Source organism: Candidatus Marsarchaeota archaeon (assembly GCA_023485295.1).
In the GTDB taxonomy this organism is placed as follows: Archaea; Micrarchaeota; Micrarchaeia; order Micrarchaeales; family Micrarchaeaceae; genus Micrarchaeum_A.
Window position 1 is genome coordinate 102,558 of the sequence record JAMCZQ010000001.1, and the last position, 15,378, is coordinate 117,935.

10 protein-coding genes are annotated in these 15,378 nt (G+C 44.9%); 6 read left to right on the plus strand and 4 right to left on the minus strand.

Annotated elements, in window-relative coordinates:
* Window positions 1-170: 170 nt before the first annotated feature.
* The 6 genes from M1125_00475 (at window position 171) to M1125_00500 (ending at window position 9,304) form a co-directional block, all read left to right on the plus strand.
* Window positions 171-4,880: a PGF-pre-PGF domain-containing protein gene (locus M1125_00475; protein MCL5404305.1), complete on the plus strand. Its 4,710-nt coding sequence runs from the start codon at window positions 171-173 to the stop codon at window positions 4,878-4,880.
* A 65-nt stretch (window positions 4,881-4,945) separates the two neighbouring features.
* On the plus strand, window positions 4,946-5,929 hold the full coding sequence (locus tag M1125_00480) for a hypothetical protein (protein MCL5404306.1): 984 nt from the start codon (window positions 4,946-4,948) through the stop codon (window positions 5,927-5,929).
* An 8-nt stretch (window positions 5,930-5,937) separates the two neighbouring features.
* Window positions 5,938-6,672, plus strand: coding sequence for a hypothetical protein (locus M1125_00485; GenBank protein ID MCL5404307.1), 735 nt, complete (start codon window positions 5,938-5,940; stop codon window positions 6,670-6,672).
* 124 nt (window positions 6,673-6,796) lie between these two features.
* The gene (locus M1125_00490; protein ID MCL5404308.1) at window positions 6,797-7,096 is read left to right on the plus strand and encodes a hypothetical protein; all 300 of its coding nucleotides are present in this window, start codon (window positions 6,797-6,799) and stop codon (window positions 7,094-7,096) included.
* A 248-nt stretch (window positions 7,097-7,344) separates the two neighbouring features.
* Window positions 7,345-7,533: a dihydroxy-acid dehydratase gene (locus tag M1125_00495; protein ID MCL5404309.1), complete on the plus strand. Its 189-nt coding sequence runs from the start codon at window positions 7,345-7,347 to the stop codon at window positions 7,531-7,533.
* Between the two features lie 331 nt (window positions 7,534-7,864).
* Window positions 7,865-9,304, plus strand: a complete 1,440-nt coding sequence (locus M1125_00500; protein ID MCL5404310.1) for an MFS transporter — start codon at window positions 7,865-7,867, stop codon at window positions 9,302-9,304.
* Here M1125_00500 and M1125_00505 read toward each other — a convergent pair.
* The 4 genes from M1125_00505 to M1125_00520 form a co-directional block, all read right to left on the minus strand.
* The gene (locus M1125_00505; protein MCL5404311.1) at window positions 9,301-10,374 is read right to left on the minus strand and encodes a glycosyltransferase family 2 protein; all 1,074 of its coding nucleotides are present in this window, start codon (window positions 10,372-10,374) and stop codon (window positions 9,301-9,303) included. The genes M1125_00500 and M1125_00505 overlap by 4 nt on opposite strands.
* 10 nt (window positions 10,375-10,384) lie before the next feature.
* Window positions 10,385-12,955: a M1 family metallopeptidase gene (locus M1125_00510; GenBank protein ID MCL5404312.1), complete on the minus strand. Its 2,571-nt coding sequence runs from the start codon at window positions 12,953-12,955 to the stop codon at window positions 10,385-10,387.
* 143 nt (window positions 12,956-13,098) lie between these two features.
* Window positions 13,099-14,589 carry a hypothetical protein gene (locus M1125_00515; GenBank protein ID MCL5404313.1) on the minus strand — a complete coding sequence of 497 codons (1,491 nt, stop codon included), beginning with the start codon at window positions 14,587-14,589 and terminating at the stop codon, window positions 13,099-13,101.
* 51 nt (window positions 14,590-14,640) lie between these two features.
* On the minus strand, window positions 14,641-15,378 hold a 738-nt coding region (locus M1125_00520), incomplete at its 5' end, for a beta-CASP ribonuclease aCPSF1 (protein ID MCL5404314.1).

Genomic DNA, 15,378 nt, shown 5'->3' on the forward strand with positions numbered 1-15,378 from the left:
ACCTATTAAGGAATCGGGTCTTGTGCAGGGTTGGCCTTAGATATCCTTTTATACTTTTTTTGCCTTCTATAAAGCAGGTCAATATGTCAGGAATTTCATCTGGCGTGCTGGCGCTTCTAGCGTTAGCTGTTCTAGTATCTGCAGCCATGCTTGTAGCTATGTTGCCAGATATGAACGGCCAAGCATCAAATGCCAGGTTGAATTACGCAAGCTTTTCAGGTTCCAACGAAACTAGCTCTTCAAACACTCTATCACAAAATACCCCAGCAAACGCGTTAACCACGTCTGCAACAACGTCCACTTCGACCACAACAACGATTCCGCAAGCAAACCTGTATGCAATCACATTCAACACTATCCCTGCAACAGGCAGCATTGTTTTCAATAGCAATACGTACACTAACGGAAACACCATACAAGTGGCAGCAGGCAGCTACAATGCCAATGCAATTGCACCTGCTAACTTCACATTCAGCGATTGGTCATATACTGGCAATCTGACAGTTGCGAGCCCTACAGAACCGAATGCAATTTTTTCTGTTTCAGGAAACGGGATAATCACTGCAACTTTTAACGCTTTGACTACTTCTACATCTTCAACCTCTACTATTGTCTCTACAGTTCCACCTACAACTTCCAACACGAATTCGAACCAGCAAACGGCCAACACTATAAATATGCAAACCGTAAACTTTTCTATTTCACCTACAACCGGCAAACTGGTGCTAAATACAACCATAACCGGTCCAAAGGTGGAGCTTAACTCAAAAACCGGCGTTGTACGCAGCCTGGTAGTGGCTCTTAAAAGCAACGGAATAAGCGTAGGGATAACGCTGACGAACCAAAGCGCACTGCCCCAGCAGCTGCCAGAGCTGCCAAAGCCTTACTATGAGTATATACACGTGAACGGCACTGTAATAAAAGGGCCCACTGGCGTTGCTGCTTCTGCAGTTTCAGGATTTCCAAAAGAGAACGACATCGATGCATACATAGCCAATGTAACATATAATTTTATTGTACCTGCATCGTGGCTTGAAAAATACAATATAAGCCCAGGCAGCGTCGTACTTTTCAAATATTTTGGCAATACCAGTCAGTGGAAGGTTCTGCCTACCGAACTTACCGGCAGCAATGGAATAGATTACTCTTATTCTGCCCTATCTGATTCATTTTCCTCATACGTGGTGGGCTTTACCACGAACAGCAGCACTTCAACTACAGGGCGTTCGCTCTCTTTGAATGTAGTTGGCAAGTACAGGACATACCTCTGGGCCGGCGCCGGCCTTACTGAGGCTACTGGCGGTCCTATGTCTGTGCTAACATGCGGCACATGGTCCATAAACGCGACCGCAATTGTCCATTCGGAACTGTGTGCTCCTTCGGCTATGACACCGATGGCAAACGTTACAGTCATTGCGAATTCGACTTCACACGTGGGAACATTCACTGGCGATTCCGACACTGGCGGAGCCGATAACTACACCGTATTGGCAGGCATTGGCGCCAATGTCATAATGGCGTATAAGGCGTTCGAGACTACTACAAATACATCGGATTCACTGAGCTTCACAACGACCGCTGCGAACAGCGTCGTATTCCTGCTGTTTGGCACATCAGGATTTGACTCTGAAATATCAAGCCTGACTCTGCCTACAGGATGCAAACAGCAGGTCCTAACAACAGTGGCCAGCACTGACGGAAGCGCGGCGATAGCAAACTGCTCAATTGCTACTGCGGGGACCTACACTGCAAGCGCAACGTGGGCAGGCACGACCACACTTGACGTGATATCTTCTGCAGCTATAGGTTTTGCACCATACTCTGTGACATTCGACAGCTCTCCTTCATCAGGCACGATAACGGCTGAAGGCCAAACATATACCAATGGCGAGTCAAATAACATAATAGGCACAGGCACCATAACTGCAAATCCGCCTACTGGATACAAGTTTGCCAAGTGGCTTGCAAGCAATTCAAACATCACATTTGGCAGCAACACATCTGGCTCCACAACGTTCACTGTGGAAGGCAACGGCATAATAACTGCAGTGTCTTTCGAACCGGCCCCGGTGTCAGTTACTTTCAACGACTCTCCAACAACCGGGTACATGGTGGTAAACGGCACAAAAAGGACAAATGGAGCGGTTGGGACCTTGACAACCGGCACACAGTATACCGCAAACGCTGTTGCGCCCTCAGGATTCAACTTTGCAAGGTGGGTCTTTTATCCTAGCGCAAACGCCACGATAAGCAATTCCATATCGGCAAATACTTCGATAATTATATATGGCACAGGTACGTTGAAGGCGTTTTTCAGCCCTCCTGGGATTGACCTTGGCGTTCCATTAACTACTAGCAGCACAACTTCTACTACGGGGTCTTCGCTCTCTTTGAATGTAGGCGGCAATTATAGAACATACTTATGGGGCGGAAGCGGATTAAACATTGACCAAAATGGCCCTATGTCTACGTTAACATGCGGCACATGGTCCATAAACGCGACCGCAATTGTCCATTCGGAACTGTGTGCTCCTTCGGCTATGACACCGATGGCAAACGTTACAGTCATTGCGAATTCGACTTCACACGTGGGAACATTCACTGGAGATTCCGACATTGGCGGAGATACTTATAATTATTCAGTATTGGCTGGCATGGGTGCAAACGTATTAATGGCCAATAAGGCGTTCGAGGCAACTACAAAAACCTCTCCATCAATAAACTTCACAACGACCGCTGCGAACAGCGTTGTATTCCTGCTGTTTGGCACATCCGGCACAGGCTCTGAAATATCAAGCCTGACTCTGCCTACAGGATGCAAACAGCAGGTCCTAACAACAGTCACAGTGAACGGAAGCGATGCGATAGCAAACTGCTCCATTGCTACTGCGGGGACCTACACTGCAAGTGCAACGTGGGCAGGCACGACCACACTTGACGTGATATCTTCTGCAGCTATAGGTTTTGCACCTTATGGAGTTACACTAGATGATAGTCCGTCTGGCGGTACTATAAGCGTAGCTGGCTCAACCTATTCATCAGGAATTATTGCACCGATAATAGGCACAGGCACCATAACTGCAAATCCGCCTACGACAGGCAATTGGTCTTTTGGTTCATGGAGCACTAGTAATTCTAATCTTACAGTATTAAGTGACACTTCAAATCCAACAGGATTAACTGTTATGGGTAGCGGAGTGATTACTGCGACGTGGAATGGATTGGCGAAATTCATAGAAAGCGGCTTGCCCAGCGCAACAACATGGAATGTGATATACGACAGCATATTGAATTCTTCAAGTACAAACACAATTTTGTTTTCAGTAGCGCCGGGAACATATTCCTTTTCTGTGGCTAACCAAGTGGTCAACGGTGCGACGTATATACCAACCCCTTCAACAGGCACACTATACTCCACTAACGCAATAGCCATAAATTTCGTCTCCACAACATCTACTACCACCACTACTACAACATCTACTTCAACAACTTCCACATCCACAACGTCTACAACATCCACTTCGACAACAAGTACAAGCACAACTAGCTCTGTGACTACAACAATCTATTCGAATGAATACGTCACATATGCAAATGAAATATCATCGTCTAACTCGTCATTGGACCTTCCCCCAGGCTACAAGACATATTTTTACCAGATTGCATTAGGGACTTCGGATTTAATAAATTATAATTTAAATGCAAAAATTAATTGGACGACGATTGAGAATTATACTACGACATACACAATACAATTTACGCTAGCAGAGCCATCGAAATTCATGCCTGTACGAGCAAGTACATTTGCAGATTACTCTAAAGAGCTGCAATTTCTAACTAGCCAGGTCACATACTACTTTAATTACACAAATATAGGGGATAGCACAGAACACGTAGGCACGGCCACGGAAGGTTTTACAAGCGGCGAAAGCCGTTATACCTCTCTTAGCGGAATAGGCATAGATCTGCTTCCTCAGAACGGCCAGCTGTTCGATACAAGCGGGCCTTCGTCTACATCGCCAACATTGAGCTTTACGGTTTCCAAAAATAACAGCTTTGCAATATTGATGTATTCTGCAGCTTATAACAGATCATTTTCTATAACCTATCCCGCAGGATGTTCGTTGATAGACAATGTCAGTGACAGCACTGGAATCGGCACAACGGCAATAAGCCTGTGCAGGCTTAATGCGGGATCGTATTCCACTTCAATGCATCCAAAAACGAATGACACATATTCTATGGTCTCATATGTATTCCCTCCGTATAGCGTGACTTTCAACGATAATCCAACCAGTGGCAGCATAAAATTGAATGGCACGCAATATTCAAGCGGCAGCACTGAAGAGCTGCTTGGCAGTTATAATATTACTGCGGTTGCACCATCGGGCTATTCGTTCAGCAACTGGTCAGTCAGCAATTCAATAAATTTGACAGTTACAAACCCGACTTCATCTGTAACTACATTGATCGTAGCCGGCAACGGCATAGTGACTGCAAACTATAAGACCACAGTTACTGAAACATGCACCATATCGCTTTCAGCCAACTCGATAAGCTTCGGAACGCTAGATGCAAATGCCAGCGTTGCAACGGATTATGACGTGACTGACACCAACCTTGGCAACAATGCCGCATACATGCTTGTTTACGGAGGCAACTGGATCGGCACGGGAACTTTTGGAGTCAGCAATACCCTATGGTCGCCTTTAGAAGGCATTCCTTTTACAACAGCAAACGGGCTTGAATTAACTCCAGTGAATACATCAATAACAGTGCCAGCAAGCACTAGCAACTCCATATATTTTGGCCTAAAAGTTCCTGGAGGCGCACGTCCTGGGCCTTACACTCAGAACATAATCATAGAAAACAGCTGCTGATTCGTTACTGAGCCCGTAAAAAGGTTTATATAGCTATGTTATGAAAGCTTAATGGGCGATTATATATGAAAGCCATATACGGCGCTACAGTTTCCATACTCATAGCGGTTGCGGTATTAGCAATGTCGCTTTTTGCAATAAACTTTGCAAATGCACAGAGCAGCAGCAACAGCCTGACTGCAAACGTCAATGTAGGCAATGTGATATATCTTACAGTAAAGAACGCAACAAGCGGAAACATAATAAGCTTTGGCTCTATATTTCCGGGCAGCTCTTATGATACGAACGTTCTGGTAACAGACACTGATAATGGAGGGAACATAGGGGCAAACGTCTTGGTTGCTGGAAGCAACTGGCTTAATGCATCTACAAGCAACTCTTTTGGCGTAAGCAACACGCTGTGGAGCGCATCTTCATTAAGCACGCCTGGCGGCACTGGCCTAACAGGCGCTTTTGCAAATACTGGAGTATTCATAAGTGCGCCGAGCTTATCTACGCCTTCGGAATCCAACACTGTATATTTTGGCATTACTGTTCCTGATGGCACGGCTCCTGGAAACTACATACAGACCATATCCTTCGAGAATGAGAACGTATCACAAGGCATATACAACAAAAGCTCAACCGCTAATGCGATTACTGCAAAGGTTAACGTCCAAGGCACTTGCTATATATCATTATCTCCGAACACCATAAGCTTCGGGTCGATACCTGCATCTGCAAACGTTCCTACTAATGTGCTGGTCACTGATTCCGATACTGGCGGGAACGTGGCTTCTAAGCTGCTGGTCGAAGGAAACAACTGGGCCCAGACTACAAATGACCTTGTTACATTCGGGGTAAGCAACACGCTTTGGAACCCTACTTCGCTTACTGTTTATTCAGGAAACGCCCTTTCGAACACCTTGTTTGACACAGGCATAATAATACCTGCACCTAGCGCTGCACAAACAACGACAAGCAATTCCATATACTTCGGCTTGGGCATACCTGGCGGAACGCCTGCAGGGACTTATGAGCAGACGATAACAATAGAGAACAGCTGTTAAGTGTTGAGATGGATTTAAAACATGCAGCATTGGCATTAGTGGTTTTACTTTTCGCTCTTAGTACAGTGTCATACGCGCAGCTGGGCGAGCAGGCAGGCGAGCCCTTCTTCAACATAAGCGTAGGAAGCAGCTCAACATTCAACTACTCAATCCTGAATTCTGGCTCGACTCCGATAAATTACACAGTCATACTGCCTAAGCTTAATACAATACCGCACAATGCCACGCCTACGGTCACGGTAACGCCCATGAATGGCACGCTTGGCCCCAGTTCCCAGCAGGTAATAAGCATAAGGGTGAGCATACCTTCAAGCGACAAGCCCCACCTTAAATGGCAGGGCATCCTGTCAGTTGTCGAGACATCCGCTGCAACAAACATAACAAGCGGTGCAGGAGCGGTGATAAGGGCAGGTGTTGCGAAGATCGTTACAATAGAATCTGAGCCATCCAAAGGCCTTCCGCTGATATACTATATGGTAGCAATACTGGCTGTGATAATAGTAGTCGTAGTTGCAGTGTATGCCAAGTTCTCGGTGCGCAGGTCTCGTGCAGCACAAGCCAGGCATGCAGCCAAGGCTGCTGAGGTAAAGGCAAAGATCAAAGGCACTGCCCATGTTGCGAAGAAATCCACACGCAGGAAGACCAGAAGGAAAACGTCAGGGAAACCGCGCCGCACGGGTGCGAACGCCAGGAAGAGGAAGAGAGCAAAGCCTGCGACGCGAAGAAGTAGACGAAGACGCTGATTATGCATAGGCTTCAAAGCCTATTCCTTATAACTCTGCAATTTAGCGAAAGCATTAAATTGCTTTCCAGCTCATTATGGAAGGGCACTCGGCCTCTCTCCATTATAGGCAAAAAGGTGGAAAGATGGCCAAAAAGGAGCTAGTGTGGAAAGACATAAAATCGCCAGGAGGCGATGCAGATCTCTTTGTATTGGAAGGCAGAAAATACCGTATTGCGGAATCGCTGAAAGAAGACCAAGGTTATGGCGAATGCAAGCGCCTATGCAGGGTATCTGATCTGGATTCCAGTGGCAAGGACGAATTTGCAGTGATTTCAGCCTTCATCAGGACTGAAAATGGCGCATTCGTGCGGGGCAGAGCAATACTGTCAAAACCGGTCAGCGACATAGGCTCTGCAATTGAAATGTTCGAAAGCACAAGGTAATCAGCGTAAATGGGCTCAGGCACACATTGCAGCAACAGGCACTGCTTTAAGCGCATTTTCTGAAATCGTGAACATCGCCATTGTCTAATCTCTTGCCTTTTCAGTCCCTGCAGGCAAAGTCCCAAAATTGCCAGTAACTATTTTATTAGTTGTTTGAGAATAAGGGCTTACTAGAATAATAGGCATAAGCATGGAGCGAAGCGGGTCAATGCAATCTGCATGCTTATGTTGGGGGTCCGCTAGCTTTTGTGAAGAATGGGGATTATATATCGATAGACTGCGATAGGGGCACGCTTGAGCTAGAAGTAGACAAAAATGGAATGAACCTAAGGCGCAGTAGGTGGAAACAGCCTGAGCTAAAGCACAAATCGGGGCTATTGGCCCAATATGCTATGCTGGTATCTGGCGCTTCGGAAGGGGCTGTGCTGAATCCATAAATACTGTGATACCTGGCAAAATTATAAGCCACATGAAACAATAAATTGCGTTGGTTTAAGGCAATGATATTAATACATGCATTTGCTGCTATTGTGACTACGGGCTTCGCTGCATAGACAACACAATATTATCTTGCTGCAAATCACAGTTCAATGAACAGACAGACTGCAGTAGTTTGAATATTATGTGCGTTGCCACGCCAAAAAAAGCATAAAATAAACGCATTTTTCAGTAAAACTTAAAACATGTGTCAATTAAATTAATCTGCAATTATAGCATTTGCAATCGCAGGCCGGCATAACCAGCATAAAACATGCCAAAAGGTGCATTATGAACGCCACCAGAGAAAACATGATACTTGCAGTAGTGGTAATAGGAACGCTGATGGCTTCCATTGACTCTACGATAGTGCTTCTGGCATTTCCTGCTATGACTCAGGCGCTGCATTCCACAATAGCCACTATAATATGGGTCATACTAATCTACATGATAGTGGTCGCGGTCTTTTCTACACAGTTAGGCAGGATAGGCGACATATACGGAAGGAGCAGGATGTTCAATCTCGGCTTCGTTATTTTTACAATAGCATCTTTCCTGTGCGGCATTGCCCCAACAGACATAAGCCTTATAGCCTTCAGGGCCATACAGGCAGTTGGCGGAGCACTTATATCCTCAAACAGCAGCGCCATAATTGCAGATACGTTCGAGAGGCATAGGATAGGAAGGGCTTATGGCTACACGTCGATGAGCTGGAACATAGGTGCGCTACTAGGCATACTCCTTGGCGGCATAATAACCACGTTTATAGGCTACAGGTACATATTCTTTATAAACGTGCCTATAGGCATTGCCGCAGTTGCGCTCGGATTAAAGTATATAAAGGACAACAACAAGTCTGCAGATAGGGTAGACCTGCCAGGCATGGTTGCACTTGGAATCGCAATTGCCTTGATAGCTTATGCCGGCATAAACTACGCTTCAGTTGGGGTCAGCTCCCTGAATATATCAATGCTTGTTTTGGGCATAATCGCAGCAATCGCATTTGCAATCATAGACAAGAGAGTCAAGATGCCAACAATAAATTTCAGCATGTTCAGGAACAGGGTTTTCAGGAACTCATTGTTTGCATCGCTATTCCAGGGCTTGGGCTTCATGGGCGTGACGTTCCTTTTGATAATGTACCTGCAGGGCGTGCGAGGGTATTCGCCATTGTATGCATCGCTCGTGCTTTTCCCAGGGTATGTGGTAAGCGGAGTTCTTGCCCCGTACATGGGCAAATATTCAGACAAGTTCGGGGCTAGGCCCATAGCAACAGCAGGCATACTATTCATGATTGCAGGGGTGCTATTCTACATATTCGTGCTTGGAGTGAATACGCCAATTTACTATGTTGTTTTAGGGACTATAATAACAGGGTTCGGAGGGGCAATGTTCTGGCCTTCAAACAACAGCGCAGTCATGGCAAACGTCACTGGCGAGCTGCGCGGCGCTGCATCAGGCACGCTAAGGCTTTTCAGCAGCCTTGGCTTGATAGGCAGCTTCGTAATAGCATTCGTCGCAGCTGCTTCTGCAGTGTCAAGGGCTCAGGCGTTTGAGATTTTTGCAGGCACTTCAAAAGTCATCGGAGGCATTGGCGACAGCTTCGTAAGGGGCATGCACGTGGCATTTATAGCGCTTGTAATAATGCTTGCATGTGCAGGCATATTCTCGTTTGTAAGAGGCAAGGAGAACAGGAGCGAAAAATTCGAGAAGCACCAGAAAGCAGATTAAAGCTCGTAGGAACCGCCGCGCCAGGTAATCGTATGCATGCGCGATGCTGCAATCAGATTGTAAAGGTATATGAAATTCGTAAATATGTATATGAGCCAAAGGTCTGGATAGGCTTTTCCTGCGCGCATATAGCTCTTAGCTATTCCTATAACGAACGGGGCAAATAGTATTATAAGTGCAGGCGAAACGTATATTGAAAGCGCTATAGATGATGCTATAAGCAGTATGTCTGCAGAATATATCACCACGCCGTATTGGAATATTTTTCTGCTGCCGCTTATTGACAATGCGGTTTGCCGGTTGGCCCACTCCATGAACCTGCTGAAATTGTCATTGGTGTTTACCTGCATAAGCCTTTCTTTGACATAATGTATCTTCAGTTTTTTGTCCTTAGCGGACCTTGCTATTGCAATATCGTCAGATACTGATTCCTTAAAGGCCTTGAAATGTTCCGCGTCCAAAAGGTCCTTCCTGAATGCCAGTGAGCCGCCCCATGCAAATCTTGTCAATTCAGATTCCATGAGGCCGTTTCCGACAAAGCCCCACGCCATTTTGACCCTTGACCAAAAGCCGCCAATAGGATTGAAAAGGGGGTATGCTGTTGAAATGCCTATTTTGCCGTCTTGCAGCGGCTCAATGAGCTTAGAAAGCAGGGAAGGGCTTGCCTCTACATCAGAGTCTACTATTACGTATACTTCGTAGTCATCGAAAGTCTCCATTGCAGTAGCAATGGCTCTCACCTTGCCGCTGCACCGCGAGCATTGCGCTGATGATATTATGTAATCGACATTTTGCTCTTCCAGCACTTTTACTGCAGGATCATCTTCCGAATCGACTATCCCTATGAGAAAGAAATTTTTGTATTCCTGCTTTTTTAAGGAGCTGATATTTTTTGAAAGTGTAAGGTCCAAGCCTTTGCACGGAAGCATTACGAGGGCTTTTGGAGAATAGCCCTCATGCCCTTTTTCATAAGCGTAGCCCTTTTTTGATGCACCTGCAACATTCACAAGCATAAGCCCGAGCCATATCAGAAAAAGAAACGCTATAAATATATCAAGAAGCAATCCCATTTCAAACACTTCAGGCATCAAGGCCGTTTGCCTTCCTGAATTTTATGTTAACGCCGATTCGCTCTGATGTTTTTGCAAGAGTCTTCTTTATGTCCTGGCGGGCATTGCTTGGGCTTGCAAAAAACGATTTGAAGCGCTTATAGTCGTTTGCAGTATATGCTACACTAAAGTTATCTACGTACCTTTCTAGCATGTGGGTGCCTATGTCATATTTTTTCATTAATGTCTTCCACTCTGCGTACGTCCATTTGAAAACGTGTTGCATTGCCTCTGGATTCGACATCATTATTGCAGGTATAACAAAAGCGTCCTGGAGCCGTATGTCAGGGCTGGAAAGCGACAGGCGCAAAGCCTCATTTATTTCATTTTTGCTCCTGAAAAACGCAAGGGACTGGAGAAGGCGGCGCTTTTCCTCAGGATTCGACTCGTTCTTGTACAACTGCAGGATTTTCCCAAAGAGATAGCTTGAGCCGTACCATGCGGAAGTATAATAGATTGGAGAACGCATGTCAGGATCTGGCTTCTTGCCAGTTTTTAAGTATTTGGCCATTTCTGCTACCATTTTTTGCTCAACCTTCTTATAGCCCAAGCGACCAAGCGCCTGAAGGGCTGAAGAGCGCAGCATTGTTGTAGTGGGATCCTCGTTTTGTTTCTTTGACCATCCGAACCTTTCCACGATGTCTGAACTGAACTTCGTACTTACCCTAACCAGATCCGGATACAAAAATGTATCATAGAGCATGGCTTCAAGCCAGCCCAGATGCGATATTATATTGGAATTGGCAGGATAGCCAACGCCTATAAAGTATTCCTCTACAAATTCCAGATAAGAGACTGCCCTGATCTGACCCGTCCTAGCCATGACAAAAAGGTCGTTCTCGATGCCCCATGCATCTGTCCCGAGCATGGATCTTGACCTCACTGCTTCACAGAGCTTTTTTAGCATCGGCATGTCGTATGCAACCCTGTAAAGGTAGTCCTGGCCATAATTCAGCTTGACATAGCCTTTTTGACTAGCTTTGAGCTCTGCAGTGCCGGAATCCATGAAGATGGATTTTTCATTTTTGCCCTCTTCGATGTATTTTATCTTTATCGGCCATTTTGACTTAATATTGTTCGACATATTGGAAAGCATGAACCTGCTTTGCCTTATATGCAAAGCTTCGTGAGAGGCAGCAGTTTTCAGTATGGGGTACCCTGGCTTGTCCAGCCAGTAGTCGGCAAATTCCCTGATATGCGATGCGTTGCCTGTTCGTAGCTTTTTTGCAGTGTCGCTTATCGCATTCCAAAGGTCAAATTTTGTTGCATTTGAATATGCGTGCGCTTCTAGATATGCATGCAGTCCCTTCCGGAATACTTCTGGAGTGGCGAAATCCTCAAGCATGTGCAAAAACGTGCCGCCTTTCTCATAGCTTATCTCGTCGAATATCTCATTTATCTCCTCAGGGGTTGAGACGTTGACGCTTATGGGGTGCGTGTTTTTTAATGCATCTGCAGTAAAAGCGGTTGCTATTACCTCGTCAAAATATTTCTTTTCAACATCCCATTCTGGGAAGACTGCTTCCATTGCCTTGAAGCTCATGAATGTTGCGAAGCTTTCGTTAAGCCACAGGTCATTCCACCACTTCATTGTTACAAGGTCGCCAAACCATTGATGCGCCAATTCGTGCGCCACGGTTTCTGCTATCTGCTGCTTAGTGCCGATTGATGAGTGCTTTTCATCTCCAAGCAAAGCAACCTCCCTGAAAGTTATGCTTCCCCAGTTTTCCATTGCTCCTGCAGCAAAATCAGGTATTGCTATAAGGTCGACCTTTGGCAGCGGGTATTTGATTCCGAAGTATTTTTCGTAGAATGCAATAAACTTTTTGGCATAATTCAAGGCCATGGGACATAGCTTCTTCTTTCCTGGCGTTGCATAAACGTTGATTTTCAGTTTGCCCAGGTTCCCGCTTATGCTTTCAAAATGGCCTACGCCAAGGTAAAGCAGATATGTGGACATTCGTGGAGTTGTTTGGAATGTGACAACCTTTCTTTTCCCTGAGGGCTCCTCCCTTTTTATAGGCATGTTTGATAGTGCCGTCATGTCACGCGGTATTGCAATGCTTACGTCAAACGTAGCCTTGAATTCAGGCTCGTCAAAGCACGGAAATGCAGCCCTGGCATCTGCAGCCTCAAATTGCGATGAAAGCAGGTATTCGGTATTCCCGCGAAGGCCTTTGTAGCTGCTCCTATAGAATCCGTACATTGCATCGTTGTTGATTCCTATGAACTTGATTTCAAGCTTTGCCTCTCCGGATACTCCCGTTTTAAAGCTTATTGTTGCAATCTTGTTCTTTTTGTCAAGCTTGATCCTGCAAGCTTGCTCAATACTTCCAGAAATCAGCTTTACTGACATGATATCAAGCTGGTTTGCGTTAATCTTGAATTCCCTGCATTTTTCTGAAATTTTTAGTTGTATCTCTGCTTTGCCCTTGAATTTAAACGAGTCGAAATCAGTGTCGAAAAACAGCTTATAGTTTATTGGTACTACATTATTTCCTACCCTGGTCGCAGATGGTGCCACATTGCTAGAATTATACATTTATTCACCGTTTATACATTTTAGATTTCTGGGATGCCCTATTTATATTTTTGCAAAATGTTTATGTATCGCTTTGGCTCTCGGCTATTCCTGCTTACAGACAGCATAATGGCGGCTTACAACTGCGCTTTAATCCTTTGCGTTTAATCAAGGAAAAGGTACTTTTGGTAAATATATGCAAGGCTTTCAAGGATGTTTGATTGCTTTGGTCTTATAAAAGAAGATTCGTTTACGAATAGATTTGCTTCCTTTTTAGTTACGCTTTTATGCCCTATGACAACGCTATAATTTGCTGCAAAAGCTTCTTTCATGCGCAATATGCTTTTGGACACAGCAGCATAATAAAGGCATCCGGTTTTTGCATGCACGGTGCTTTTTACAGCAGTCCTGTTTATGAATGACTGGAAGCTATTGTTTCTAAATTCGTCTATATAATAATTATATTGGTCAGCCGGCGGTTGGCCGCTTATCGCTTTTATGAAATCATTTGCATTGTGCATCAGGAAAAGGCTGAATGTCGAATTGCCAGTGAAGTTTGCAGTGTAAGATATGTTGAAGCCTGGTACGCAGTATGACGAGAATGAGTAATATGGGTAAATGTCTTGTATTGAATTGCTTTCAGAATATGCTGCGCTTGTTATAGGCACAACAAATGTTTTATTTATAAACATGCCAGTATACGAAACATTGCTTATCGTTGTCTTATACTGCACTGGATAATTGGATATGGTTCCATTATACACTATTTCAGTATTATTTCCAAGCAGCCTAGAGATAAAGTACATATACAGCCTTTGTTGGTTCTGAAGCATGGTACGATTCAGGCTTAAGTTCACCAAATAATAATTTGTAAAATTTATTTCGCGCATTGTTCCGCTTGGCATTTTGTAGTTGGCGTAATAAATGCGCATGTTTGAGAGATTGGAATTGGCATATAAGCTATATTTTGAGGCGTTTATAAGCAGCAGGTAGCTTATGCTTGAGGCGTTTGCGCTGATTGCACTGCTATTTAGGTAGATAATTGAATGGGGCAGCAGCGCAAAGTCTAATCCGTGACCATCGGGCCAGATGGGCGATACAAACAGGATTATGAGTATTGCAAATGCTGCGCAATGCAAAATTCTGAGGTCATGCTCCGAGAATCTTGGGCACTTGATGCAAAAGTTGTGGTGGCTTTTGGTCACTCTATTTTCAAGCATAATCTGGCCAAAAAGGGATATGGTTGTCGCAATAAGCAGGTAATACCCTACGATGGCTATATTAATCGGAAATTCTTGTGAAACTGAAAAGTTGAAGTAATAAAGCAAGTCCGGAAGGAAAATGACAAGCATCGCAAGTAATGAATTTCTTTTGCTGGATATCTGGCCATGCAAGTATAAGTATGCGATTGCTGCAATGGCCACTGCAGAAAATGCAATGTATGATGGAATTACTATGCTGCCGATATAGAGTATTGAGCCTGCAATGATGAACGCTATCGATCCTGCAATAAGGTAGTCGGTAAGGTGCTTTCTGAAGACTGCCGCGATGCCTATTGCCAGGAAAAAAATGAATGAATACAGTATTATGCCGGCATTGTTTAAAATTACAAAGTATGAGAATAGTGAAGCGGCGAAAAAGATGCACAATGCCAAATCAATTTTTAATATGATTGAATCGGCACGCGTTCTGTGCACATAAAACGCCTACTTGAATCTTATGGAATCCAAATTCATCGGTGCCCTGGCATCCGCATGCACCAGCCTTCCGAGAGTCCTTGCCAGGTCCTCGCATTTCTGCTCTTCCCCGTGCATCGTAAATATGCTTTTCGGCCTTACATTCAGCTTTTGCACGAAGTCCATGAGCTGGTGCCTATCGCTATGGCCGGAGAAGCCTTCTACAGTTTTTATTTTCATGTTTACCTTTATTGGAACAAGCTTGCCGTTCTCATCTGGCAGAGGTACCTCTGATGTTCCGTTCTGGATTCTGCGGCCCAGTGAACCTGCACTGTTGTAGCCAACGAATATTAAAACGTTCTTTGGATCATCTGCAAGCTTCTTGAAGTATTCTACGCTGGCGCCGCCGTTCATCATTCCGCCGCTCGCCAGTATTATTGCAGGGCCCTTTTCAAAAACTTCTTCGCGCTCGCCTTTTATCACTTCGAATATCTCGCTTTCAAACGGAGACCTGTTGTTTAATATGCGGTTTCTCAGGCTTTCCTTGAGGTATTCCGGGTATGCAGTATGTATGGCGCTGGCTTCGAGTATCATCCCGTCAAGGTATACTGGCGCTTCTATCTTGTATTGGCTGTTTTCCAATGCCATATAGTTTTCAAGGACAAGCTGCAGCTCCTGGCTCCTGCCTACTGCGAACAGAGGTATCAAAACTTTGCCACCGTTGGATATAGTCGATTTTATTATGTCCATCAGGTTCTTTAGATCGGA

Excerpts from the sequence above, each read along its gene's own strand:
- M1125_00505 (MCL5404311.1), bottom strand. The coding sequence starts at position 10,374 with ATGGGATTGCTTCTTGATATATTTATAGCGTTTCTTTTTCTGATATGG.
- M1125_00510 (MCL5404312.1), bottom strand. The coding sequence starts at position 12,955 with ATGTATAATTCTAGCAATGTGGCACCATCTGCGACCAGGGTAGGAAAT.
- M1125_00500 (MCL5404310.1), top strand. The coding sequence starts at position 7,865 with ATGAACGCCACCAGAGAAAACATGATACTTGCAGTAGTGGTAATAGGA.
- M1125_00485 (MCL5404307.1), top strand. The coding sequence starts at position 5,938 with ATGGATTTAAAACATGCAGCATTGGCATTAGTGGTTTTACTTTTCGCT.
- M1125_00480 (MCL5404306.1), top strand. The coding sequence starts at position 4,946 with ATGAAAGCCATATACGGCGCTACAGTTTCCATACTCATAGCGGTTGCG.
- M1125_00475 (MCL5404305.1), top strand. The coding sequence starts at position 171 with ATGAACGGCCAAGCATCAAATGCCAGGTTGAATTACGCAAGCTTTTCA.
- M1125_00490 (MCL5404308.1), top strand. The coding sequence starts at position 6,797 with ATGGCCAAAAAGGAGCTAGTGTGGAAAGACATAAAATCGCCAGGAGGC.